At 71.0% G+C, this 25,020-nt stretch carries 18 protein-coding genes; 8 read left to right on the top strand and 10 right to left on the bottom strand.

Annotated features, from left to right (window positions below):
- Positions 1 to 5 precede the first annotated feature (5 nt).
- The 3 genes from AB0M08_RS15110 (at position 6) to AB0M08_RS15100 (ending at position 1,858) form a co-directional block, all read left to right on the top strand.
- Positions 6 to 662 carry a class I SAM-dependent methyltransferase gene (locus AB0M08_RS15110; protein WP_364492814.1) on the top strand — a complete coding sequence of 219 codons (657 nt, stop codon included), beginning with the start codon at positions 6 to 8 and terminating at the stop codon, positions 660 to 662.
- A 51-nt stretch (positions 663 to 713) separates the two neighbouring features.
- Positions 714 to 1,205, top strand: a complete 492-nt coding sequence (locus AB0M08_RS15105) for an NUDIX domain-containing protein (RefSeq protein WP_364492812.1) — start codon at positions 714 to 716, stop codon at positions 1,203 to 1,205.
- Positions 1,206 to 1,276: 71 nt separating this feature from the next.
- Complete coding sequence (locus AB0M08_RS15100) at positions 1,277 to 1,858, top strand: hypothetical protein (RefSeq protein ID WP_364492810.1); 582 nt, start codon at positions 1,277 to 1,279, stop codon at positions 1,856 to 1,858.
- 19 nt (positions 1,859 to 1,877) lie between these two features.
- Here the strand turns inward: AB0M08_RS15100 and AB0M08_RS15095 are convergent, their stop codons facing one another.
- A complete protein-coding gene (locus AB0M08_RS15095) occupies positions 1,878 to 2,129 on the bottom strand; it encodes a hypothetical protein (RefSeq protein ID WP_364492808.1) in 252 nt (83 codons plus the stop codon).
- 189 nt (positions 2,130 to 2,318) lie between these two features.
- Entirely contained in the window at positions 2,319 to 2,687 is a 369-nt protein-coding gene (locus AB0M08_RS15090; RefSeq protein WP_364492806.1) for an STAS domain-containing protein, read from the bottom strand.
- Positions 2,688 to 2,815: 128 nt separating this feature from the next.
- On the opposite strand from AB0M08_RS15090, the gene AB0M08_RS15085 reads away from it, so the two are divergent.
- Positions 2,816 to 3,811 carry a hypothetical protein gene (locus tag AB0M08_RS15085; protein ID WP_364492804.1) on the top strand — a complete coding sequence of 332 codons (996 nt, stop codon included), beginning with the start codon at positions 2,816 to 2,818 and terminating at the stop codon, positions 3,809 to 3,811.
- On the opposite strand, the gene AB0M08_RS15080 is transcribed toward AB0M08_RS15085, so the two are convergent.
- Entirely contained in the window at positions 3,801 to 3,998 is a 198-nt protein-coding gene (locus AB0M08_RS15080; protein ID WP_364492802.1) for a hypothetical protein, read from the bottom strand. The two genes, AB0M08_RS15085 and AB0M08_RS15080, sit on opposite strands and share 11 nt — an antisense overlap.
- Before the next feature lie 215 nt (positions 3,999 to 4,213).
- Here AB0M08_RS15080 and AB0M08_RS15075 point away from each other — a divergent pair, with 215 nt between their 5' ends.
- Positions 4,214 to 5,101: a sulfite exporter TauE/SafE family protein gene (locus tag AB0M08_RS15075; RefSeq protein WP_364492800.1), complete on the top strand. Its 888-nt coding sequence runs from the start codon at positions 4,214 to 4,216 to the stop codon at positions 5,099 to 5,101.
- A 25-nt stretch (positions 5,102 to 5,126) separates the two neighbouring features.
- Here AB0M08_RS15075 and AB0M08_RS15070 read toward each other — a convergent pair whose 3' ends face one another.
- The gene (locus tag AB0M08_RS15070) at positions 5,127 to 5,747 is read right to left on the bottom strand and encodes a DinB family protein (protein WP_364492798.1); all 621 of its coding nucleotides are present in this window, start codon (positions 5,745 to 5,747) and stop codon (positions 5,127 to 5,129) included.
- A gap of 116 nt (positions 5,748 to 5,863) precedes the next feature.
- Between AB0M08_RS15070 and AB0M08_RS15065 the strand changes: the two genes are divergently transcribed.
- Positions 5,864 to 6,556 carry a GntR family transcriptional regulator gene (locus tag AB0M08_RS15065; RefSeq protein ID WP_364492796.1) on the top strand — a complete coding sequence of 231 codons (693 nt, stop codon included), beginning with the start codon at positions 5,864 to 5,866 and terminating at the stop codon, positions 6,554 to 6,556.
- Positions 6,557 to 6,595: 39 nt separating this feature from the next.
- Positions 6,596 to 7,534: a hypothetical protein gene (locus AB0M08_RS15060; RefSeq protein WP_364492794.1), complete on the top strand. Its 939-nt coding sequence runs from the start codon at positions 6,596 to 6,598 to the stop codon at positions 7,532 to 7,534.
- A 102-nt stretch (positions 7,535 to 7,636) separates the two neighbouring features.
- On the opposite strand, the gene pulA is transcribed toward AB0M08_RS15060, so the two are convergent.
- The 4 genes from pulA to AB0M08_RS15040 form a co-directional block, all read right to left on the bottom strand.
- Positions 7,637 to 13,003 carry a pullulanase-type alpha-1,6-glucosidase gene (pulA, locus tag AB0M08_RS15055; RefSeq protein ID WP_364492894.1) on the bottom strand — a complete coding sequence of 1,789 codons (5,367 nt, stop codon included), beginning with the start codon at positions 13,001 to 13,003 and terminating at the stop codon, positions 7,637 to 7,639.
- 107 nt (positions 13,004 to 13,110) lie between these two features.
- On the bottom strand, positions 13,111 to 13,956 hold the full coding sequence (locus AB0M08_RS15050; protein WP_364492792.1) for a sugar ABC transporter permease: 846 nt from the start codon (positions 13,954 to 13,956) through the stop codon (positions 13,111 to 13,113).
- Positions 13,953 to 15,512 carry an ABC transporter permease subunit gene (locus AB0M08_RS15045; protein ID WP_364492790.1) on the bottom strand — a complete coding sequence of 520 codons (1,560 nt, stop codon included), beginning with the start codon at positions 15,510 to 15,512 and terminating at the stop codon, positions 13,953 to 13,955. The genes AB0M08_RS15050 and AB0M08_RS15045 overlap by 4 nt, the downstream gene beginning before the upstream one ends.
- Positions 15,512 to 16,762: a maltose ABC transporter substrate-binding protein gene (locus AB0M08_RS15040; protein WP_364492788.1), complete on the bottom strand. Its 1,251-nt coding sequence runs from the start codon at positions 16,760 to 16,762 to the stop codon at positions 15,512 to 15,514. Before AB0M08_RS15040 ends, AB0M08_RS15045 begins: the two co-directional genes overlap by 1 nt.
- Before the next feature lie 225 nt (positions 16,763 to 16,987).
- Between AB0M08_RS15040 and AB0M08_RS15035 the strand changes: the two genes are divergently transcribed.
- Positions 16,988 to 18,037: a LacI family DNA-binding transcriptional regulator gene (locus AB0M08_RS15035; protein ID WP_364492786.1), complete on the top strand. Its 1,050-nt coding sequence runs from the start codon at positions 16,988 to 16,990 to the stop codon at positions 18,035 to 18,037.
- A 371-nt stretch (positions 18,038 to 18,408) separates the two neighbouring features.
- Here the strand turns inward: AB0M08_RS15035 and AB0M08_RS15030 are convergent, their stop codons facing one another.
- Together AB0M08_RS15030 and AB0M08_RS15025 are read right to left on the bottom strand one after the other, a co-directional pair.
- Positions 18,409 to 22,197, bottom strand: coding sequence for a DUF4132 domain-containing protein (locus tag AB0M08_RS15030; RefSeq protein WP_364492784.1), 3,789 nt, complete (start codon positions 22,195 to 22,197; stop codon positions 18,409 to 18,411).
- A 47-nt stretch (positions 22,198 to 22,244) separates the two neighbouring features.
- The gene (locus tag AB0M08_RS15025) at positions 22,245 to 24,935 is read right to left on the bottom strand and encodes a DUF4132 domain-containing protein (protein ID WP_364492782.1); all 2,691 of its coding nucleotides are present in this window, start codon (positions 24,933 to 24,935) and stop codon (positions 22,245 to 22,247) included.
- Positions 24,936 to 25,020: the final 85 nt, after the last annotated feature.

Genomic DNA, 25,020 nt, shown 5'->3' with positions numbered 1-25,020 from the left:
CGCGGATGAAGGTCGTACGCTTCTTCGAGGAAGCCTACCGTCGGCCCGGAAGGTACTGGTGGAAGGGCGCGCACGCGTATTCGACCGATCCTGACGACCACGCGGGTTCGCTGATGGCCCAGGCCGTACTCCGGCATGCACGCGCAGCACCCACGGGCAGGGCGCTCGACATGGGCAGCGGCGAGGGGGCGGACGCCATTCGGCTGGCACGTTTGGGCTGGGACGTGGACGCGGTGGAACCGGCCTCGACGGGCGTGCAGAAGATCAAGGAATTCGCGGCCGGGCAGAACGTCCATGTGAATGTCTTTCAAGGAAACATCCTTGAGTGGGACTACCCTGGCGAGGCCTACGATCTTATAGTCTGCAACGGCGTTCTGCACTACATCGAGGACAAGTACACGGCGTGCCGGAGGCTTCAGAGCGCAACCAGGGTGGGCGGGCTGAACGCCTTGTCGTTATGGAGCGACTTCACACCGGTTCCACAGTGCCACGAAATCGTTCCAACTTTTCCGGACACTGAATTCGGATCCGTATACGAAGCCTATCGAAGCTGGGAGAAGACGTTGCTCTACTTCGAACGGAACCGGGCGGAGATGGGGCACAACGACATGCCTGATCATCGGCACAGCTTCATCAAGATCATCGCCCGCCGATCCGGCTGACCCGGTAGTCACGGCGGTATGCACCTCAAGACAACAGGCGGAGAGATACCGATGAGTAATCTGCGTGACGTCGTCAATGAACGGGACGAGGTGATCAGGCAGGCAGGCAAGGAGGAGATCCAGGAACAGGGATTGATCTGCCGGGTCGCGTTCATCATGCTCGTCAATGACGAGGGTGAGCTCCTGCTACACCAGCGCGCGGCAACCAAGAGGTCCTACCCGCTGTACTGGTCGGGGGCCGCGGCGGGGCACCTCAACGCCGGCGAGTCGTACCTGGAGTGCGCGATTCGGGAGACCAAGGAGGAGATCGGCCTCACCGTGGATCTCACGGAGATCGGGCGCTTCTACTCGGAGCCCGATCGCGAGATGGTCGGCGTCTTCCTGGGACGCTGCGACGATCTCGAGGACCTCACGGTGGAGCCGATGGAGGTGGAGAAGGTCGAGTTCTTCAGCCTGGAGCGACTGGACGAGCGAAGGCCCACCATGATGATCACCAGCTACGTGGAGCGATCACTCCCGCTCGTCCTGTCCCACCTGCGGTGATCGGCATCCGGACGGCGTGAAACGGTCTTGACGGGTGGTGCGGCGTGATTGCTACGCTGCCGCCCTCATCGATGATCAATGACACGGGGTCGATCATGTCCTTCGCGCTGCCCGCTGGGCTGGTGCACTACGGCACCGGGGTGCCGTCCGTCTGCGTGCGGCACGGGGAGACCGCCGTCAAGCACCACAAGGTCACCTTCATCTCCAAGCCGCCGGGCTGGGCGTATCTCATGATCCTGTTCGGCTTCCTGCCGTACCTGATCGTGGTGATGTCGCTGCGCAAGACGGTGCAGTCGCCGCAGTGGCCGTTCTGCGCGCGCTGCCTCGATCTGCGGCGCAAGCAGTGGATCATCGGTGCCGCGCTGGCGATCGGCGTGCCGGTGCTGATGTACGCGCTCGGCCAGACCGCCCTCAGTAGTCCGGCGCTCTTCTTCGTCGGGCTCTTCGCGTTCATCATCGGGATGATCGTGGTGGCCCGGTCCGCGTGGGGGCTGATGGCCGGTGGGGTCGCCGCCCGGGACGGTGCGACGGTGATCTTCGCAAAGCCGCACGCCACGTTCGTGACCGAGGCGACCGCGGCGTGGCAGCGGGCCGCCGAGCAGTACGCCGCCCAGCAGCAACAGCAGGTGCCGGCGCCGTACCAGCAGCCCTGACGTGACCGGGGCGGCCGGGTCAGAGGATCCGGCCGCCGGAGGCGGTCAGCGTGCCGGAGTCCGCCCCGTCGACGGTGAACGCGATGGACTCGTCGTGGCTGATGGCGGTCGACGCGGACTCGGCGAACCGCTCGGCGACGTCGATCGCCCGCAGGACGGCGTCGAGCCGCTCCCCCGGTGAGACGCGCCGCCGGGAGTCGCCGATGTCGGTGCGGAGCAGGGAGAGTTCGGTGACACAGTCGTCGATCAGCGCGAGCACCTCGTCATGCATGAGGGCCTCCGTTCACCCGGGCAAGCAACGATCGTAGGCTCAGCGCCGAGCCCGGCAGCAGCGTTTCGCCACTCGGCGTCGAGCCTACGTTCACTTCTCGTTCCACTGGTTAGGCGAGAGTTAATTTCTCTCACGGCGGCGGGAAGCACCCATCCCGGACAGCGGACCCCGTACCGGAAAGAGTCTTTGTCACTCAGCGTGACTGACCAACCGGCCAGAGAGCGCCGGGGTGCCGTCATCGTCCTCCCGGCGGGCGCAGAGGCCGGTCGCCTCCAGCGCCTGCCGGACGTGGCCCTCGGCGCCCACGATCCGGTAGCCGTGCCCGCCCCGCATCGCCCTCGTGTAGCCGACCAGCAGGACCTCGATGCACTCGCTGCCGAGCAGGGTCACCCCGGTCGCGTCGATGACGATCCGGGCACCGCGGGCACGGTCGAACGACTGCCGCAGCTCCCGGCGCAGATCCTGCACCGCGGCACGGCCGAAGTCGCCCGTGAGGTGCAGGAGGACCGTCGCGGACCGGTTCGGATCACGGTGGATCGCACAGCGCACATCACCCATGGCACCCGGTGTACCCGGGCCAGATGGACGGCCGGGGAACACCGGGTGAGCCCGCACGCATCGAGGGTGAGGTTCTCATCACTCAACACCCTGCGTGACCGTGGAGGATCACCCGTTACCGTGGGCCGGTGGTGATCGAACCCTGGTCGGTGGTGGCCGAGCACGAGGCCCTCGCCCTGGCCGGGCCGGGGGCGACGCTGCTGACGAGCGACGAGGTCGCGTACGCGGTGGGCCAGAACACCATCGTGGTGATCGGCGGCGGCGACCGGACCACCGAGGAGATGGCGGTGCCCGGGCCGGTCCCGGACCTGGTCGAGGCGCGGCTCAGCGGGGTGCTGCGGCCGGCGTTGCTGGCCTTCGCCCGGATCGACGAGGGATGCCTCGCGCTCGGCACCGCGCACGCCACCGACCTGGGGTACCGCCGGGGACGGCTGCACGGGATCCGGCTGCACTTCGAGGCGCCGATCCCGCCGGACCTGCTCGACCACGTCTCCCCCGGCGTGGAGTGGCTGGACCTGCTGCCGGACGACCCGCACGGCGCGCTGGAACGGTTCATCACCGGCTGGTACGACGACATCCCGCCCGCCGCGCCGTTCCCCGGGCGCGACGTCTTCAACCAGGCGGCCGCCGGGCGCGCGGAGGTCTACGGCTCGGCGACCCGGATCTTCCCGGAGGCGATCGCCGACGGGCCGTGGCCGGATCACCTGGTCGCCTTCGGCGAGGCCGGGGACGGGGTGTTCACCCTGCTCCGGGAGGCCGAGGGGGACGATCCCCGGGTCTACTACCACGGGCTGTCCGACCGGCTGCTGCCGGAACGGGACCGGCTCAGCCGCTTCCTGCTGCACTCCACGATCGGCCGGGCCGCGATGGACGCGCCACTCGGCGGGATGGCGTTCGTCGACCGGGCGCAGGCCCACCGGGTGCTCGCCCCGCTGCGCCGGGTGCCGCTGCGGCCGATGCGCTGGCCGTGCGCGTTCTCCCGCTGCTACGTCGGGCCGGGCATGGCGGTGCTGATCGGCGAGGACGACACCGACTGGTTCGAGATGTACGTCGGCGCCCGGCACCGCGGGCTGCTGCGCCGGCTGCGCAAGCTCGGCCTGGACTGGGAGTCGTTCAGCGACTAGGCCGTAGCTGACCGGCCGCGTCGGTGAGCTCGGCGATGGCGGCCCGCAGCTGGTCCGCGCCGGGCCGGTCGCCGACCAGGTCCCGCACCGCGGTGAGCAGCTCGGCGGTCGCGCTCAGCTGCCCCGCGGCGGCGTCCGCACGCCGGGACAGGTCGTCGCGCAGGTAGAGCAGCAGCTGGTCGTCCACCGCGATCCCCCGTCGTCCGGTTCTCCCGCACCCCTCGATCGGGCGGGCCGGGCCGCCCCTGAGGCACTCACCGGTTGTTTTCCCCTCACCGACCCCCTATACGTCCGACTTATCGGCCAGTCTTCGCAAGAGACATCGCCGCTGATCGCTGATACTCGACAAACTCAACTGATTTAGTAGACAAGGTGGGGGATCTTGACGCAGACTCTCTGCCCATGGACCCCACCATGGCGCTCGCCGGTCTCGGCGTCGGAATCATCGTCGGCCTGACCGGCATGGGCGGCGGCGCCCTGATGACCCCCATCCTCGTACTCTTCTTCGGCATCAACCCGGTCGCCGCGATCGGCAGCGACCTGGTCGCCAGCGCGATCATGAAGCCGTTCGGCGGGGCGGTGCACGCCAAGCTCGGCACGGTCAACTGGAAGCTGGTCGCCTGGCTCTGCGCCGGCAGCGTGCCGAGCGCCTTCCTCGGCGTACTGCTGCTGCGGGCGTTCGGCGACGACGAGAGCCTGCAGAACGGCGTCAAGATCGCGCTGGGCGTGGCGCTGCTGCTGGCCGTGGGCGGGATGCTGCTCAAGGCGTGGACCAGCCGGCGCAACGGCGACGGCCCGGCCGCCCCGATCACGATCAAGCCGATCCCCACGGTCATCATCGGGATCCTCGGCGGGCTGGTGGTCGGGCTCACCTCGGTCGGCTCCGGCTCGCTGATCATCGTGGCGCTGCTCGCGCTCTACCCGACACTGCGCTCCAACGACCTGGTCGGCACCGACCTGGTCCAGGCGATCCCGCTGGTCACCGCGGCGGCGCTGGGTCACATCCTGTTCGGCGACATGAAGTGGGGCATCGCCGGCGCGGTGGTGATCGGGTCGATCCCGGGCGTGCTGATCGGGTCGCGGATCTCGTCGCGGGCGCCGGGCGGGCTGGTCCGGTCCGCGCTGATCATCGTGCTGCTGGCGAGCGCGCTGAAGCTCTTCGACGTGCCGACGCTGGTGGTCGGGGTGGTCGCCGGGGCCGCCACGCTGGTCGCCGTCGGCCTGGGGGTCGCGAAGAAGGCCCGCACCACGGCGACCACGAACGCGCCGGAGCCCGTCTCGGTCACCTGACCGGCCCTCCCGCCGATCGGCCGCGTCACCGCGCGACCGATCGGCGGTACAGGTCCCGGAGCAGCGCGATCTCCGCCCCGTGATGGATCACCTCACGGTTGATGTGCAGGATCAGCACCGCCATCGGCTGGTCGCCCCACGCACCCTCGGCGGGACCGCACGCTTCGAGCAGGTCTCGCTCACTCCGGGTGCCGACACCTTCATGCCATTTCCGGTACGCGCCATCCAGCTGGTCGAGCGCGGAAGAGGCGGTCGCCGCCCACGGAAAGGTGCCGTAGCTCATCGGTTCACCGCCGAAGTGCCCGGCCACCCGCATCCCGAGAACGCCGACGATCAGGTGTCCGAGCCGCCAGGCGATCGTGGTCACCGGCGCCGGCTCGGGCGCGGGATACTCCCAGTCGATGACCAGCCCGTCCTCGCCGCCGTTCGCGTCCCCGCCGCCGTTCGGGCCGCTGCCTTTCGGGCCGCTGCCTTTCGGGCCGCTGCCTTTCGGGCCGCTGCCTTTCGCGCTCCGGCGCCGGATGCTCCAGCAGTCCGGGACCGGCTCCCAGAGGTACTCCTCGTCGGTCAGCCCCTCGAGCCGGGGCCGCAGCTGATGCCGCCAGTGAAAGTCGAGCTGATCCCGAAGTAGGGCATTCCACTCCATCACCTCAGGCTAACCGCCATGCCGCGTACTCCGACGTCGTCCGGGTTCGCGGGCGGCGGGCGGCGGGCGGCGATCCCATTAGGGTTGCAGCGCCGCATCGGCAAGAAAGGACATCCGTGACATCGCTGCGTGATCGTGCGTACCAGGAGCTACGCCACCGGATCCTCACCACCGAGCTGGCTCCCGGACGGCGCCTGGTGGAACGCGATCTCGCCGCGGAGCTGCGGGTCTCCCGGATTCCGCTGCGCGAGGCGCTGCGCCTGCTCGAGGCCGACGGCCTCGTCGTCCTGGTGCCCCATCGAGGTGCGCTGGTCGCTCCTTTCACCCCTTCCGACGTACGCGACCTCTTCGACGTCCGGGAGTCGTTGGAGGCGCTCGCCGCCCGGCTCACCGCGGAACGGCGGGACGAGACGGGCCTGGCGCGACTGCGGACACGGCTGGCCGACGCGCGCGCGGCGACCACGGCGGGCGACGAGGCGGGGATAGCGGCCGCCAACGCCGGATTCCACGAGGACATCGTCGAGCTGGCGGCCAATCCCCTGCTCAGCGGCGTGATGCGGCCGCTGGCGGCGCGGACCCACCGGCTGTTCCGGCTGACCGCCCAGCGCGACCCTGCCCGGCAGTGCGCGGAGCACGAGGAGCTCTACGCGGCGATCGAGGCGGAGGACGCCACCCGGGCGGCGGCGCTCGCGCACGAGCACGTCGCGAGCGGCCGGGAGACGAGCCTGCGGCTGGCGGCGGAGTGGTCGCTGCCCGAGATCGACCCGGCCGCCGTCGCGGCCCGGCGCCGCCGCCGCGCCACCGTATGATCCCTTCCCGCGAGCGGTAAGTCAGCGGGAGGACGACGCATGCCCATCGACCGGCTCTTCATCGCCCGGGACGCGAAGAGCACCATCGTGTCGCTGCGGCGGCTCCGGGTGACCGGGGAGGACATGACGGTCTCCCGGTGGGGCGGCATCGAGGCGCGGGAGTCCGCGGCGCAGACCGTGCACCCCGCACCCTCCGGTGCCCGGCCCGCGGTGGCCCTGCTGCCGCCGGTCCTCGCCACCGGCGTGCTCTGGGCGGCGGGCGTGACACCGGGGCTCGCCGTGGGCGCCGGTGGCGTCCTCTTCTTCGCCCTCGCCTACCTGGATCCGGTGCTCCGTGCGCGCCGGCAGGCGAAGACGGTACCCCGGGCGGAGCAGAGCGGGACGGATCGGGACGGGACGGATCGCGGTGGGATCGAACAGGGTGGGGCGGATCAGGGTGGGGCGGGCCGGGGCGGCGCGCTCTTCCGCACGCTCTTCGACGAGCCGGAGCGGCGGCGGTTCCAGGACGCCCTGACCGTCGCCGAATCGGTGGCCGGCACCTGGCCGGCGCTGGCCGGGCTGATCGACGAGCGGGACGCCCGATGGGCGCTGAACCAGGCGCTCTGGGACCTGGCCGACGTGCTCGCCCGGCATCAGGACATCCGGCGGATCCTCGCCGCGCTGGAGGAGTACGCCGACGACGACCTTCCCCGGGCCCAGCGTGACGTCACCGAGCAGCTGACGACGGCGCGTGCGGCGCTGCGCCGGCTCGACGAGCAGATCGCGTCCCGGGAGGCGAGCCTGGCGGCGGCGGAGCGGGCCGGGCGTCGCCTCGACCGGGAGCGGCGGCTGGACGAGACGCTGCGCGAGTCGGCCGCGTCGATCGACATCCAGGCCGTCGGCAGCCCGGGCGTCGACACCGCCGGGGAGCTGGCCGAGCAGACCGACGCGGTGGTCCAGGCGTACCGGGAACTGGCGGCCGAACACCGGAACGACTGAGCACCGGGCGGGCGAGCACCGGGCGGCCGAGCGCGGGAATGGTGACCGGCCCCGCCCACCCGGGATGGAGGTCGGGTGAGCGGGGCCGGGGATCGGGCTCGGTCAGCTCTGGACGAAGACCGAGACGGTGCGGGCGGGGACGGTGAAGGTGCCGGTCGCCGCGGCGAACGACGCGGTGCGGACCAGCGGATCGGCCGAGGACTGCTGCACCGGGTGCAGGGTGATCCTCTTACCGGCCAGCGCGGCGACCTCCGGGGTCGCCGTCGAGGCGGTGGCGTTGAAGACCACGGTGATCGACGTGTACTTCCCGCCGAGGCCGCGGGCGTCCAGCGTCATGGTGATCACGCCGGGCGTCTCGGCCGTGCCGGAGAGCGGGAAGGCGAGCCGCTTCTGCACCTCGGCCGCGGTGGCCAGCCCGAAGACCGGCGAGGACTTCCGGATCCGGAGCAGCTCCTGATAGCGGGAGTCGGCCAGGTCGATCGCCGCGCAGTCCGCCTTCAGGGCCGCATCGGCGAGCAGGGACTTGGCGTACGGCCATTTCGACTCGTTGTCGGCCGCCGGCGGCAGCCCCTTGCCGAAGCCGTTCCCCTGGGTGCAGTCCCACTGGATCGCGTTGAACCAGTCCCCCGAGTCGTACGAGTTCCGGTCCAGCGACTTCGACCGGAGTCGCTCGCTGCCCGCCGCCACGAACCCGGCGCCCTGGCCGAGCACCGTGGTAGCGAGCGCCACCGACTGCATCCGGGCCCGGTCGATCGCCGAGGTGGACTGCGGCAGCTTGTAGGCGAGCGCGTCGTACAGGATCTCGTTGTCGTGCGCGTCGACGTAGGTGATCGCCTCGTCCGGCGCCGCGGTGTACCCCGCCGGTGAGCCGTTGTAGTCGACCTGCGCCCCGGTGACCGTGGCGCCGCTGGTGTCGGTGAAGGAGTAACCGGCGAGGTTACCGCTCAGGCCGACTTTGATCAGGTCCTGGTAGTGCAGCAGCCGCGCGCGCCGGGAAGCCGCGTCGCCGTTGACCGCGTCGCCGTTCGGCTGGTCCGCGAGACCCGAGGCGAAGCCCTGGATCCGCGGGTTCTCGTCGAACGGGCCGCCGCCCCGGACCGCGTCGCGAAGCCGGTCGTTGAAGGTGCCGATCCCGGTGCCGGCCATGTTCGCCTGGGTGGCCTGGACGAAGCGGACGTCGTCCGCCACCTCGCCGAAGTTCCAGCCCTCGCCGTAGACGTAGATGCTCTTCCCGTCCACGCCGTCCCTGGCGAGGGTGAGCTTGTCGAGGGCCTTGCGGACGGCGAGGATGTTCGCCTTCGGGTGGTGGCCCATCAGGTCGAACCGGAATCCGTCCACCTTGTACTGCTTCGCCCAGGTGACGATGGAGTCGACGACCAGCTTGCCCATCATCGCGTTCTCCGGCGCGGCGTTGGCGCAGCAGGTGGAGTTCGCGACGGTGCCGTCGGCGAGCAGCCGCTGGTAGTAGCCGGGCACGATCTGGTCGAGCACCGAGCCGTCGGCGACCCCGGCGGCCGAGGTGTGGTTGTAGACGACGTCCATCACCACGCGCAGACCGGCATTGTTGATCCCCTGGACCATCGTCCGGAACTCCTTCGTCCGGTTCGACGGGTCGACCGCGTAGCCGCCCTCCGGGACCGTGTAGTGCAGCGGGTCGTAGCCCCAGTTGTAGCCGTCGGTCGCGGCGGTCTTCGCGACGCAGGCCTGCTGCTCGGACGAGTCGGGGGCCATCGCGGCCAGGTCGCAGTCGGGCTGCGCCTGGTCGGCCCGGTTCTCCGGGATGGTCGCGAAGTCGAAGACCGGCAGCAGGTGGAGATGGGTGACGCCCGCGGTGGCCAGCTCCTTCAGATGCCTCATGCCGCTCGATGTGGTCGAGGTGAAGGCGCGGTAGGTGCCCCGCTCCTGTTCTGCCACCGATTCATCCGATATTGAGAAGTCTCGTACTGAAAGCTCCTGGATCTGGATGCTCTTCGACGCCGCGGGCTTCTTGAGCGAACTCCATCCGGTCGGGGCCAGCGCCGGGTCGTCGAGATCGAGGAACCGGCTGAGCGTCGAGTCGGTGGAGAGGGCCACCGAGTACGGATCGGTCACCGAGGCGGTCACGATCTTCTGCGCGGCGGGCTGCCAGGCGGTGACCCGGAACGTGTAGTACTTGCCGTACCAGTCCTTGGCGCCCTTGACCGACCAGACACCGGTCGCGTCGTCGCGGGTCATGGCCTTGACCGTCGTCGCGGAGCCGTCGTGCAGTTCCAGCGCGACGCTGCTCGCGGTCGGCGCCCAGACCGCGGCCGATGGGGTCCCGTTCCGGAAGGCCGGCCCGAGCGTCGCCTCCGTCGCCGAGGAGTAGATGTCGTCGAGCACCCCTGCCGTCTGCACCCCCGTCGCGGCGAGCAGCTTCCCGTCGGTGTCCCGCTCGGTGATCACGACCTGTCCGCGAAGGATCGTCTCGGCGTTCCTCAGTGGAGCGTGGAAGGCGCCGTACTGCCAGAGGTGCGGGAACTCCGCGCGCTGCGCCTCGGTCAGCCCGTTGCGCCGCGAGGTGAGCCGGACGCTGTCGTAGTCGCCGGTCAGCTCGCCGTCGGCGACCCCGATCCCGCCGGTCGCGGAGTAGACCAGGTCGTAGACCTTGCCGTCGGTGCCCGCGCCGACCGGTTCCAGGGTGCTGCCGGTGCTCGTCTTCCAGGCCACCGTCGACCGGTCGATCCAGACCGCCGACTCCTTGCTCAGGTCGGTCGAGCCGGTGCCGCCCGCGGTCGCCACCAGCGGCAGCAGCCGGTCCGCCTGCCCGGCGAGCAGCCAGACCTCCGGGCCCGCCGTGGTGACGTCGAGACGCTGGTCGGCGGGGAGATCCTTGGTGTCGCCGTTGTGGATGATGTAGCTCAGGCCGGTCGCGCCCGCCGCGAGCGGCACCTCGAAGACCGCGCCGTAGGAGTCGATCCGGGCCGGCTGCAGCGGGCTGCCCCAGTCGGTGCCGGTCGCCGCGCCGTCCCAGACGTACAGGCCCCAGCCGGTGTAGTCGCCGTCCGCCTTCCGCCAGTGGATGATCGCGGTCGTCGCGTCCGGAGCGGGGTCGGGTTCGCCGGTGGCGGCCTGCCGCGAGGTGTAGACCGTGGTGTCGCCCTGTTTGAGCCAGACCTCGGGCGTCGTCGTGGGATCGAGCGAGCGGTCGGCGTCGGTGTCCTTCACCCCGTCCTTGCTCACCACGATGAACCCGACGCTCTTCGCGTCAGGAGCGAGTTTGACGTACGCGAATCGTCCGTAGGAGTCCTCGCCCGCGAACGGCTGTCCGGCGGGCCAGGTGGTGGACATCGAGGAGTCGGTGTCACCCCAGGTGTAGAGGCCGTAATCGTCGTACGCGTCGTCGGTGCGCTGGTAGTGCACGATGGCGTACCCGACCGACGACGCCGCGGCGGGTGTGGCGACCGTGATGCCGGTGGCCGACGAGGCGAGCCGTCCCCTGCTGTCCTTCACCACTGCTTTGTATTTCACCGTGGTGCCGCCGGGCAGGCCGTCCAGGTCGTGGTAGATCCGGTACGGCGCCCTGTCCGCGGTGCCGAGCAGCTGCCAGGAGCCGCCGCCGACCTGGACCGCGTAGGTGACCGTGGCGAGCGGGTCGCCGGTGGTCGTCGCGGTGAGCTCGGTGCGGGTCGCCGCCGTCGCGCCGCTCGTCGCCGCGATGGTGATGGTCGGCGCGGCGGTGGCCTTCGCGATCGCGGTGCCGGCCTTGAGGACGACCGAGGAGAGCGCCGGCACGGTGATCGTGATCGTGCCGTCGGCGCCCGCGGTGACCGCGGAGGCCCCGCCGTAGAGGCCGGCGAAAACCGCGCCCGGCGACGAGGTGGCGAAACTGACGGTCTGCGTGATGGTGGCGTTGTTCGAGGCCACCACGTACTCGGCCCGGGTGGACCGGTCGATCCGGGAGGCCGCGAAGACGCCCTGGCCGCCGGCCGCGTACCGGGTGATCTGCTCGCCGTTCACCAGGGCCGGGTTGGCCCTGCGGAGCGCGGCGAGTGCGGCGATCGTCCGGTAGAGCGGGTGCGACGTGTCGTAGTTGTCGACCGCGTGGGTCCGGTCGGTGCCGATCAGGTCGTCGTCCAGGTAGTCCGCGCTCTTGGTCGCGAACATGTCCTGCCGGGCGTCCTTGTCGCCGCCGGCGCCGGTGAAGCCCTGCTCGTCGCCGGAGTAGACGACCGGCTGACCCCGGGTGAGGAACATCAGCTCGTGGGCGAGCTGGTCCCGCTTGAGCTGGGTGTCGGCGCTCGCCGCCCCGGCGATGTAGTAGCCGATCCGGCCCATGTCGTGGTTGCCGAGGAAGGTCGGCAGCCGCTCGGCGCTGGTGTCCCGCGCGGTGTAGAGGTCGTCCTTCGCGTACAGGTCGGAGAGACTGCTCGCGGAACCCGCCCCGGTCACGAAGTTCTTCGCGGCCTCCTGGAAGGAGAAGTCGAGGGTGGCCGGGAGCCCGCCCTCGCGGACGTAGGTGGACTCGATCTCCTGGTCGGCGCTGTAGACCTCGCCGAACATGAAGAAGTCCTTGCCGCCCGCCTTCTCGATGCCCTGGGTGAACTGCGGCCAGAACTCCAGGTCGGTGTGTTTGACCGTGTCCAGGCGGTAGCCGTCGATGCCGGTCGAGGTGATCCAGTCGGCGTAGATCTTCGTCATCCCCTGGACGACCTCGGGACGCTCGGTCCACAGGTCGTCCAAGCCGTAGAAGTCACCGTATTCACTGTTCTCACCGGAGAAGGTGGAGTCACCCCGGTTGTGGTACATGGTGACGTCGTTCAGCCACGAAGGCACCTTGACCGATTTATCCGACTTATTGGCAAATGTCGGCGTGTATGGGAACGACGTCGCATCTACCGACGGGAATCCGCTTCCGCCCGACGCATAGTTGGCGTCCTCGAACGGCTGCCCCTCGGTGTCCGTGTACGGTGACGTCGATTTATCGACATATCCGTATTCGTCCTCGGCGTATTTGATCACGTCGGCCGTGTGGTTGACGATGATGTCGAGGTAGATCTTCATGCCCCGCTGGTGCGCGAGCCTGACCAGCCTCTTCAGGTCCGCGTTGGTGCCGAAGTGCGGGTCGACCCGGGTGAAGTCGGTGATCCAGTAACCGTGGTAGCCGGCCGAGACGTCCGACCCGCTCCCCTGCACCGGGCGGTTCTCGAAGACCGGCGCCAGCCAGATCGCCGTGGTGCCCAGACCCTGGATGTAGTCGAGGCGGTCGATGACGCCCTTGAGGTCGCCGCCGTGGTAGAAGCCCTTGTCCGTGGGGTCGTACCCGGTGGAGAGCCGGTCCCCGGCCAGTCCGCCCCGGTCGTTGGTGGTGTCGCCGTTCGCGAACCGGTCCGGCAGGACGAAGTAGTACTGCTCGTTCGTGGCGGGCTGGTCGGAACCCCAGCTCGCGATGACCGACGCGCTCGGCTCGGCCGGTGCGGCGACCGCCTCGGCCGCCGGCACCGCGATCATGGGAAGAAGAAGGCTGAGCAGCGCGGCCCCCAGCCGGCGTTTACTCGATGCCACGATGTGCCCTTCCGATTCGGTGGGATCGGTTCAGGAGTTACGCATGTCGATGGTCAGCCCTTGACGGCACCCGCCGAAAGCCCTTCGACGATGTAGCGCTGCAGATACATGAAGACGCCCACGGTCGGGATCGCGGTGAGCAGGGTGCCCGCGCAGAAGATGCCGAAGTTGGTGTTCCGCTCCGAGCCCTGGACCAGGCCGTAGAGCCCGACCGCGAGGGTCTTCGAGCCGCCGTCGCGCAGGAAGACGTTGGCGATCAGGAACTCGTTGATCGTGCCGATGAAGGCGAGCAGGCCGCTGACCGCGATGATCGGCGAGACCAGCGGCAACAAGATCTTGAAGAAGATCTCGGCGTGCGAGGCGCCGTCGACCGTCGCCGACTCGTCCAGTTCCTTCGGGACCGTGTCGAAGAAGCCCTTCATCAGCCAGGTGCTCACGCCCAGCGCGCCGCCGAGGTAGAGCAGAATCAGGCCCCACCAGGTGTTGAAGCCGATCGGCGGCCACCACTCGGTGATCTTCGAGAAGATCAGGAAGAGCGCGACGATCGCCAGGAACTGCGGAAACATCTGGATCAAGAGCAGCGACAGGAGTCCGGTACGCCGTCCCGTGAAGCGCAGCCGGCTGAACGCGAACGCGGCGAGTGCCGAGAGGAAGACCGCGATCGCGCTGGCCAGCCCGGCGATCACCACCGAGTTCAGGAACCAGGAGCCGAAGTCGGTGTCCCGGAACAGCCGGGTGAAGTTGTCGATCGAGAACCCGCGGGGGACCAGGTTGCTCGTCGACAGGGTGCCCAGCGGGTTCAGCGCCGCGGAGAGCACGAAGACGATCGGCCCGAGCGAGAAGAGCACGGCCGCGATCGCGACGAGGTGCCGCCACCCGACCTCACGGAACCACTTCACGAGTACACCTCTTCCTGCGAACGGGTCTTGCGGAAGCTCACCGCGGAGACGACCGCCACGATCAGGAAGATGAAGATCGAGACGGCGGCGGCGTAGCCGTACTGCGCTCCGGAACCGCCGAAGGCCAGCCGGTACGTGTACGTGATCAGCAGGTCGGTGGCGCCGCTGTTCGGGTTGTCCGCCGGGAACGGCCCGCCCTCGGTGGTCAGGTAGATCGCGTTGAAGTTGTTGAAATTGAACGCGAACGACGAGATCAGCAGCGGGGTGAGCGCCACCAGCAGCAGCGGCATGGTGATCTTCCGGAACGCCTGGAACGGGCCGGCACCGTCCACCCTGGTCGCGTCCCGCAGCTCGCCCGGGATCGACTGCAGCGCACCGGTGGTCACCAGGAACATGTACGGATACCCGAGCCAGAGCTGGACCAGCAGCACCGCGAGCTGGGCCGTGATGCCGGTGCCGAACCAGTCCACGCCGATCCCGAGCACGTTGTTGATCAGGCCGAAGTCGGTGTTGAACATGTCCCGCCAGACCAGCAGCATCGCGAACGACGGCATGGCGTACGGCAGGACCATCAGGATCCGGTAGAGGCCGCGGAACCGGACCCGGGTGGACTGCAGGGCGATCGCGCAGAACATGCCGAGCAGGAAGGTCCCGCCGGTCGAGCCGAGCGCGAAGACCAGGTCCCAGATCAGGGTACGGAGGAAGTCCGACCCGATGGTGTCGTCGGTCAGCACCCGGGTGAAGTTGGTGAACCCGACGCCGGTCTGCCAGCCCTGGGCCAGCTTCTCGCCGTCGCTCGCCACGAACGATCCGGTCGCGCCGTCCGCCGTCCACACCTTGCCGGTGTTCGCGTCCCGGATGCTGTCGGTCGCCGCGTCGTACGCCCGGACCGCCTGTCCCTCATACGCCCGGGAGAGGCCGGAGGAGCGGATCGCCCCGCCCCCGGTCGGCACGGTGAAGTCGGTGATCTCCTTGCTCCGGGCGCTGGCCTGCCCGGCGTTGAGCACGGTGTAGCCGTCCCCGGTTCCGTCCTTGAGGCCGTCGGCGTCGCCCACCTGCACCGCGCCGGTCTTCGGGTCGGTGATCCGGAAGGCCAGGGGACCGGTGAGCGGGTCACCCTTGACCAGGATCTGGAGCCTGTACTCGGTGGAGCCGGGCACCCGGGTGACCGACGCTGTCTGGATGGCGGTGATCGCGTCGGCCTTGCTGCCCCGGTGACCGTCCCCGAAGTTGGTGAACGCGGTACTCGCCGTGTAGAGCACCGGGTAGATCTGGAAGACGATCAGGAAGATCGTGCCGGGCACCAGGTACTTCGCCGGGACGTGCCGCCGGGTGAGGTACAGGTAGAGCAGCGCGGCGGTGGTGAGCGCCAGGATGCCCACGCCGGTCCAGTGCCCGCCGCCGGCCAGCGGGAACGCAGCCCAGACCGCGATCGCCACGACCACGCCGAGCAGCAGGACCTTGATCAGGAGCCCGCCGGCCGTCTGGTTCCTCTCGGTCACCGTCGCGGGGGCGGGAAGGGCCCGCGTGGCGGGCCCCTCGAGCTGCGTCGTCATTACTTGATCGCGGCCTGGATCGTCTTGGCCGCGGCCTCGACCGTGGTCTTGGCGTCCGCGCCACCGATCACGGCGGCCTCGGCCTTGCCGAACGGCTCCCAGATGGCGGCCATCGCGGGGATCGCCGGCAGCGGGATGGCGTTCTTACCGGCCTCGGTCCACTTCGCCAGGTCCGGGTCCTGCGCCTTGACCTGCTCCAGGGCGGCGGTCAGCGCCGGCGGGCGGGCCTCGGCGTCGTAGAGCGCGACGGCCAGGTCCGGGGTGGTCACGTAGTTGGTGACGAACTCCTGGGCCAGCGCCTTGTTCTTGCCCTTCGCCGCGACGTAGAAGGTCTGCACCCCGAGGAACGGCGTGGCTTCCTTGCCGCCCTTGAACGCCGGGACCGGGCTGATGTCGTACGCGATGTTCGCCTTCTTGACGTCGGCGGTCGCCCACGGCCCGGAGACCAGGTACGCGCACTTCTTGCCGGTGAAGGTGGCGATCGCGTTGTCCGGGGTGATCGAGCGGGTCAGGGCGCCGTCACCCTTCTCGCCGAGCGCGCGCAGCTTCTCGAACGCCGCGATCGAGCCCGCCGTGCCGACACCCAGGTCGGCGGCGTCGTAGTCGCCGGCCGCGTTGGTGCCGAAGAGGTAGCCGCCGGCCGAGGCGTAGAGCGGGTACGCGTGGTACGCGTCGCCGGTCTGACCGGACTGCAGGCAGAGGATGTTGGTGACCTTCTTCTCCGCCTTCAGCTTCTTGCCGGCGGCGACCAGGTCCTCGATGGTGGCGGGCGCGTCCGGGGCCAGGTCGGTGTTGCGGATCAGGCCCAGGTTCTCGGTCGCGTACGGGACGCCGTAGGTCTGGCCGTTGAAGGTGACCGCCTTGAGGGCGCCCGCCTCGAACCCGGCCTTCTGCTCGTCCGAGAGCTGGACCGGGTCGATGGCGCCGTTCTGCACCAGGTTGCCGATCCAGTCGTGCGCGCCGACCATCACGTCCGGGCCGCTGCCCTGCTGGGAGGCGGTGAGGAAGGTGGTCTGCTGGTCCTTCGAGATCGCCTGGATCGTCACGGTCACGCCGTTCTCCGTGCCGAACTTGTCGGCGAAGGGCTTCAGCGCGGCGGCCCGCTTGTCGTCCGCCCAGATCACGAGTTCGCCGGAGGCGGCCTGCGCGGAGGGGTTGCTTCCCGCCGCCTCATCCTTGTCACCACACGCGGCCACACCGAGCGTGGCCATCATGCAAACGGCAATCACACCCGCGGTTCGGATGCGCATCGAGCTGCTCCTGTCATCGGGTTCCGGGCACGCGGAAGTGACCGGGCAATGAGATAAAGGGGTGTCCGGAGCGCGGGCACAGCTACGCGGAAGAGGCGCCAGCAGCCCGAACTCACGAGATCGGTTACGTGTCGTCCTTGTTGCGGGGACGTTAGCAAGCACTTGCAGTCAATGGAAGACCTTGCAGAACGATGACCGGTAACAGCTCGGCACTACAGTGACAACATGCGCGCACGGATGGCGGACATCGCCAGGCAAGCCCAGGTCAGCGAGGCGACGGTCTCGCGTGTCATCAACGACCGGCCGGGCGTATCCCCGGAGACCCGGCAGGCGGTCCTGACCGCACTGGACGTTCTCGGTTACGAGCGCCCGGAACGGCTGCGCAAGCGCAGCGCCGGCCTGGTGGGCCTCGTCGTGCCCGAGCTGGAGAACCCGATCTTCCCGGCGTTCGCGCAGGTCATCGAGTCGACATTGGCCCAGTCCGGGTACACGCCGGTGCTCTGCACGCAATCACCCGGCGGCGTCACCGAGGACGAGTACGTGGAGATGCTGCTCGATCGGCAGGTCTCCGGCATCATCTTCGTCTCCGGCCTGCACGCCGACACCACGTCCGACCGCGAGCGCTACCTCCGCCTGGTCGGCCGGCCGCTGCCGATCGTGCTGGTCAACGGCTTCACCGCGGGCATCGACGCGCCCTTCATCTCCTGCGACGACGAGCTCGCCGGGGACCTGGCGGTCAGCCACCTGGTGGCGCTCGGTCACCGGCGGATCGGCATGATCTCCGGACCCAACCGGTTCACGCCGGTGAAGCGCAAGCTGGCCGGTTACCGTGTGGCGCTGAAGCGCGAACTCGGCATCGCCGACTCCGATGTGGACGAGCTGGTCGAGCTGACGCTCTTCGGCGTCGAGGGTGGCGAGGTCGCGGCGGATCACCTGATGGCGAAGGGCGCGACCGGCATCGTCTGCGGCTCCGACCTGATGGCGCTCGGCGCGATCCGGGCCGCCCGCCGGCGGGGACTCAGCGTGCCCGGCGACGTCTCGGTGATCGGCTTCGACGACTCGCCGCTGATGGCCTTCACCGACCCGCCGCTGACCACGCTCCGTCAGCCGGTCACGGCGATGGCGGTGGCCGCCGTCCGCTCCCTCGTGGACGACATCAACGGTCACGGTTCGCCCAGGTCGGAGTACCTTTTCCGCCCCGAGCTGGTGGTCCGCAACTCGACCGCGGTGGCACCCGCCCGCCGCCGCGTCCCGGCCGACACCACCGCCGCGTGATCATGTTTCTGAAAGTTCTTGCATGAACACCGCAGCGCTTCCGCGGGCCACCCGTGAGAGCGTGTTCACGCCCACAGCGGTCGCTCGGAGTGACGACTGAGGGTCGGCCCACGCCCGCGTTTCTCCGGCCGGGGCCCGCATTTCTCCGGCCGGCGGGGATGCCCACCGACCCGGGGCGGTCATCCAGCGGAAGCTCTTCCATGTCCGGCGGTTCCCGGGCAGCTCAGCGCCACCCTCCCGAAAAAGTGACACAGACCACAGGGATGCCGAAACCTCACGCCAAGTGAAAGCAATGTCGGAAAATTCCTTCACTTGCGGCTCCCTTCCACCGCTGCACCCTTCCGCTGGCGTCTCCTCCGGTGCGGCCGGGCTCAGACGGTCAGGCGGGTCAGGTCGCGGAGCAGCTCCGACACCGCCACCGGGTTCAGCTCGCCCAGGGTGCGGTGCCCGCGCGTCCCGACCGGGCCCAGCGTCTGCTCCGGGTGCAGTTCCAGCACACCGGGGATCACGCCCGGCTCCAGCGTCAGGATGAACTCCGGCCCACCCGGGTACGTGACCACGACCTCCGACTGCACCCCGTCGCCGTGCGGGCTCACCCGCCGCCACCCCACCCGCTCCAGCCCGAGCACGGCCCCGGTCGGCACCACCCGCCCGGCGAACCGGGTCAGCCGGCGAGCCGCCACCTCGTCCTCCCCCAGAACGCCGACCTCACGCCCCAGCTGCGCGAACGGCTGCAGGATCGCGTAGTCGCCGAACACCTCGACCCACCCCGCGAGCGCCTCCCCGAGATGCAGCGGGTGCGCCACCCCGACCCGCGCATCGGCCGCGAGGGTGACGGTCTCATCGTCCACATCGGCCAGCGTCCCGTCCTCGGCCACGCGCACCGACCCGACCAGCCCTCCCACAGCCCCGTGGACGCCCGCCGCCCCATCAGCACCCGCAGCCCCGTGGGCGCCCGCCACCCCATCAGCACCCGCAGCCGCGCGGACGCCCGCCGCCCCATCAGCACCCGCCGCCGCGCGGGCGCCCGCCGGTTCGTAGACGCCCCACACCAGCCGCCGGGCCAGATGCCGGAGAAGTGGGTGATCGAGCAGATAGCGCCGAAAATCCCCCACCGCCCAGCGCCGACCGGAGATCATCGCCCGTTCCAGCCGATGGATCTGGTCCCCGGAGATCGTCTTCAGGTCCTTCTTCAGCGCCGTGAACCGCCGGTTCGCCGCCGCGGCCTTCGCCGCGTCATCCTTCGCACCGGGTTTCGGCAGCGTCGTCAGCCGCCGGCCGTTCTCATTCCTGACGTACGGCCGGAGCTGCTCGTCGAAGCCGATCATGAATCGACGGCTCCCGTAGTCGGCGACGTCGTTCCCCGGTTCCGACAGCCCGAGATCCGGCGTCACCCGGTCGGCGAGGGCCTCCGTGGTGAGCCCGAGCCCCATCGCCACCTCGGTCAGGTGCTGCTCCGCGCGGGCCTTGAACGCCCGGTACGTCGACCGCTCGGCGATGTGGTGCAGGTGCATCAGCGCGCTCTCGGTCCCGATCCGGGCGAGCACCGCCAGCCCGGCGCCGGCCCGCTGGTGCGCACTCTGCCCCGGCCAGACCAGGAGCCGTGCGGTGAGCCGTCGTACGGTCTCGTCATCCGCGATCCGCGCCAGCGCTTCCAACGGGCAGTCCTCCCGGAGCTTCCCACCCGCCGACTCCCAGCCCTGGAGCAGCGCCCACCCGAACGCCGCCAGATCACCGGGCTCCACCGCGTCCCGGACCGCTCGCACCGCGGGATACTCGATCTCCTGCCCCGCCAGCATGATCGCCGTGACGAGATCCGGCACCGACGCCGCCGGAAGAACCGCCCCAGGGCCGCCACCGTCACCCACGCCCGCACTCGCATCCTCACCGCTGTCACCGCCGTCACCGCTGTCACCGCCGTCACCGCCGTCACCGCCGTCACCGCCGTCACCGCCGTCACCGCCGTCACCGCCGTCACCGCTGTCACCGCGCAGGCGGACCGGGGGCAGCAGCGCCGGGTCCACCCAGGACGGCAGCCGGAGGATCCCGGCCGGGAGGATCGACAGGGGATCGGTGGCGAACAGCCGCTCGACCGCCTCGGCGACCGCCGGTCCGTGTTCCTTGGCTGCCGTCTCGATCGCCGCGCCGTGACCCATTTCGATCATCGCGAGCACGGCCAGCCGGAAGACGGTCCGTTCGTCCTCGGCGGTCGAGGTCGCGTTCCAGGTGAGCACCGGGGCGGCGGCCTCGGCGTGCCGGTCCAGCCAGTCCAGGGCGACCTCGCGCGCGTCCCGCTTGGTGGCCAGCGCCCAGGCGGCCAGCGTCACGGCCCGGGTGCAGACCAGCGGCCGCATCACGCGCACCGCCTCGGCCGGGCACACCGGGTAGAGCGACCAGAGCGGGCGTACCGCCCGGGTGCCGAAGCGGGCCACGATCCGCCCCATCCACGCACGGACCGGAACCGCGGCGGCCATCGGCCCCTCCGGGTGCGGCATCCAGCCACCGATCAGTGGCCCGGCCAGCTCCTCCGGCGCGGTGACGAAGAACCGGATCTCCTCCCCGAAGTCCTGCTTGCGCATCCACCCCGGGCTGTGGTCCGCCAGCCGCCGGGCGACCCGCTCCGGATCGGCGAGCGGCTCCGGCTCGAACCCCGCGAGCAGTTCCGCACGCTCCCCCGGCGCCCACTCCTCCCGCTCCGGGATGACGTGCTCGGCGATCCGCCCGCGGTACCCGCTCGGCAGCTTGATCACCCGCTGGGCGTCCCGCCACGGTGGCGCCGCGAAGACCGGCGGCAGCTCCGCCACGGCGGCCACCGCGGGCGCCTCGCCCGTGAGCAGCGCCCGGATCCGCCCGGCCGCGGCACCGCTGTGGCCGGCGGCGATCCGCTCGGCGAGTTCCGGCTCGGCCCGGACCACACCGTGCAGCAGGTCGCCGAGGCCGGCTCGGTCCGGCTGGGCGGCCAGCAGCGGCAGCGCCGTCGCCGGGAAGCGCAGCGCGGCCTCGCCCAGGTACGTCCGGACGTGCCGTCGCCGCGCCCGGTCGATCAGTCCGGTCATCGCGGTCTCCCCCGGCAGGACCGCGAGCAGGGCGAGCAGTGGTTTCCGGTGCAGGTTGTCCGATTCCGGCAGCTGGTCGAGCCAGCTCAGCAGTGGCCCGGCCGCCGCGGCGCCCACCCCCTCGACGAAGCTGGGCGCGATGCCGGGCCAGTGCGTACCGAGGCGGAGCCCGTATCCGGCGAGGGCCTCGGCCTGCTCGGCGGTCCCGGCCGAGGTGAGCAGGAGGCCGCCGCGATACCGGTCCGGCTCGTCCGCCAGCGCGGCGATGTCGGCGGCCACCCACGCGGTCTCGGCCGGCGCCAGCACCGAGGTCGCGCACCGCTGAAGCTCGCCGTGTTCCCGGTACCCGGCCAGCGCCGTCACCGTGTCCGCGTAGACGTCGCCGGGCGCCTGGGCGAGGTAGGCCCGCACCCGCAGCAGGGCGAGCAGCTCCGGATCCCGGTCGACCGCGACGACCCGGCGTTCCCCGGCCCGGCGGCGCCGCACCCCGAACGACGGCACCGGCGTCCCCGTCAGCGGCATCCGCATCGGCCGGTCCTCGTCGTCCACGATGACCAGCGCGAGCAGCTCGGTCACCGCCTCCGCCGCGAACCGCACCCCACGCTCCAGCGTCCAGGCGTCCGCGAACCAGGCCGTGCTCCCGGTCTCCTTGGTGACCGCCTCACTGATCAGCGCCACCACCGCCGCGCCGGCCGGCTCTCCCGCGGAGCCCGCGATCGCGGCGGCCGGCGCGACCGAGCCGGACTCCACGACGGCGTGCGAGCCGGCGGTGGCGGCGTGCGAGCCGGCGGTGGCGGCGTGCGAGCCGGCGGTGGCGGCGTGCGAGCCGGCGGTGGCGGCGTGCGAGCCGGCGGAGGCGGCGTCGGCGGAGGCCGCGTCGGCGGAGGCGGTGGACTCGGTCGCGAGCCAGGTGGTGAGGGCTCGCGCCAGGGTGGGGTCGGTGTGCGGGTGGGCGAGCGCCGCGGCGAAGTGGCCCGCCCGGAGCTTCATCGTGGACCGGACTCCCGACGGTGCCGTCCGCTCCGGCCGGCGGCGGGGCGGAACGGCACCCCCACGGCGCGGGTGCACACGGTTCGGCCACGGCTTCGGGAGTTCGAAGAGCATGCCGGCACGCTACCGGCCGGGTGCGACCGGACCCGCGGGGCCGGGTGTCAGGAGGTCAGCCGGATCAGGTCGCGGAGCAGTTCGGAGACGGTGACGGGAGTCAGGTCGCCGAGCGTCGTGCCGGCCGGGGCCTGGAGCAGGACCCGGCCGAGGGTCTGCTCGGGGTTGATCTCCACCATGCCGGCCACGATGCCCGGGTCCAGGTCCAGCGAGAACGCGGCGTCGGCATAGGAGACCCCGACCGCGGACTGGACGCCGTTGTCGCCGGCGCTCTCCCGCCGCCAGCCCCGGCGTTCCAGGCCCAGCACCGCCCCGGTGGGGACCGGCCGCCCCCGGAACCGGGTGAGCTCGCGGGACGCCGCCTCCTCCGCGGTGAGCGTGCCGGTCTCCCGGGCGAGCTGCGGGAACGGCTGCAGGATCTCGTAGTCGGCGAAGAGTCCCGACCAGCGAGCCAGGGTCTCGGCGTCCAGCTCGATCGGGTGCACGAGCCCGATCAGGCCGGTCTCCGCGAGCTCCACCGTCTCGTCGTCCACATCGGCCGGGGAACCGTCCTCGGCGACACGGAAACAGCCGGGTGCGCCGGGCGAGCCGGGTACGTGGTGGGACCAGAGGAGGCGGCGGGACAGGTGCCGGAGCAGGGGATGATCGACGAGGTACCGGTGGAAGTCCGGAAGCGACCAACGGCGCCCGGCGACCATGGCCCGTTCGAGGCGGCCGATCTGCTCGACCGCGACCGCGCGGGCGTCCTTCTTCAGCGCGGTGAACCGGGCGTGCGCCGCCGGGGCCAGCGCCGCGTCGTCGCGGGCGCCGGGCCGCGGAAGCGACGTCAGGCGGCGGCCCACGGCGTCCAGCACGTACGGCCGCATCTGCTCGTCGAAGCCGACGGTGAAGCGGCGCGGACCGTACTCCAGGGTGAGGCTGCCGTCCCCGGCCAGACCGAGGTCCGGCACGAGGCGGTCTGCCAGTTGCCCGGTGCCGAGGCCCAGGGCCTCCGCCACCTCGGCCAGCCGGTACGTGGCGGCGGTCTTGATGGTCGCGAACCGGGACCGCTCGGCGATGGTGTTCAGGTGGCGGAGCGCGAGTTCGGTGCCGATCCCGGCCAGCACGCGGACCCCGGCCGTCGCGCGGGCGTGGGCACTCTCGCCAGGCCAGATCATGATGTACGGCGTCAGGACCCGGACGGTCTCGTCGTCCCCGGTCAGCGCGAGGGCCTCGAGGATCCAGCTCTGTCCGCTCGCCGCGCCGTCGGAGATCCACGCCTGGAACAGCGCCCGGGTGAACCCGGCCAGGTCGGCGGGCTCCAGGAGCTCGCGCACCACCTCGACGCCGGGGTAGGGCGTGCCGGGGCGGCCCAGCGCGAAGACCATCGCCAGGTCACGGGAGACCTCGGCGGGGAGCACCGTCCCGGAGCGGAGGCGGACCGGGGGCAGGAGATCCGGATCGATCCAGTCCGGCAGGCGGGGCAGCTTGGGTGGGAGGAGGGCGAGCGGGCCGGTGGCGGTCTTCGGGGCGCGCCAGGGCGGGCTGGTCAGCAGGTCGGGCAGCTCGGCCGGGGTGGCGACCGGGCGCTCGGCGCCGGCGAGGACGGACCGGATGCGGGCCGCGGCACGGTCCGAGACGGTGTAATCCCCCGCGCGGGACGGGCCGGCGAGCTCCCGGGCACGGGCCGGGTCGGCGAGGACCAGGGCGCGAAGGATCGTGGTGACGCCGGACCGCTCCGGTGCCTCGGCGAGCAGAGGCAGGGCGAGGGCGGGGAAGCGCCGTGCCGCCTCGATCAGGGCCGGGCGGACGTGGCGCTCGGTGGCCCGGTCGATGAGACCCCGCACCGCGTCCTCGACGGGGAGCAGCGCGATCAGGGCGAGCAGCGGGCGGCGTTCGTCGGCGTCTTTCGGGGCGAGCCGGTCGAAGAAGCGGAACAGTGGGGCGACGGCGGCGTCCGGGCCGACGCCGTCGATCAGGGTGGCGTAGCCGCCGCGCCAGGCCCGGGGGTACGCCTCGGCGAGCGCGCCGGCCTGCTCGGCGGTGCCCGCGGCGAGGCGGAGCAGGGCCAGGCGGCAGGTGTCGCCGTCCGCGATCGCCGCGGCGCAGTCCTCGGCCACCCAGGCGGTCTCGGTGGGCGCCAGGACGGAGGTGGCGCAGCGCTGGTACGCGCCCAGCGAGCGGTAGTCAGCCAGCGCCTTGACCGTTTCCGCATAGGTGCCGGCGGGAGCGGTCGCCAGCGACAGCCGTACCCGGAGAAGGGTGTTGATCTCTGGGGTGTGGAAGTAGTGGGACCAGCGGTGCTCGTCGGAACGGCGGCGACGGACGCCCGCGGTCTCGGTGCCGTCGTGGCGGACCGCCCGGCGAAGCTCCCGATCGTTCTCGGCCACCAGGTGGAGGCCGAGCAGTTCGGTGGCGGCCTCGGCGGCGAACCGGATGCCGTGCTCGGCGAGCCAGACCTCGGCGAACCACGGGTGCCGGGCCGCCTCCGGCCAATCGGCTGCCGCGGCGGCCGTCGCGATCAGCGCGGCTCCGGCGGGAGTGGCCCGCGGATCACCGGTGAGCCAGGCGGCGGCCGGGGCACGCAGCGCGGGATCGGTGTATTCGCTGGCGACCACGGCCTCGGGGAAACCGGGGACCTTCGCCAGGATCTCGTCGACGACCTTCCGGGCGGCGGGATCCGGATCGACCGGGAGCGCGCTGGTGCCGCGGCGGGGACGGATCTCGGAACGCCAGGGTTCGGGTAGCTCGAACGACATGGCGGCACGCTACAACGGCGGTACGACGGAACCGCGTGCGGTGATCCGTACGGCAAAAAGATCGGAAGCGGTCAACGGACCGCTT

The sequence above is a fragment of the Actinoplanes sp. NPDC051851 genome, assembly GCF_040681165.1.
GTDB lineage: Bacteria > Actinomycetota > Actinomycetes > Mycobacteriales > Micromonosporaceae > Actinoplanes.
The sequence above is the reverse complement of the archived record's forward strand: the minus strand, read 5'-3'. Positions and strand labels throughout refer to the sequence as shown.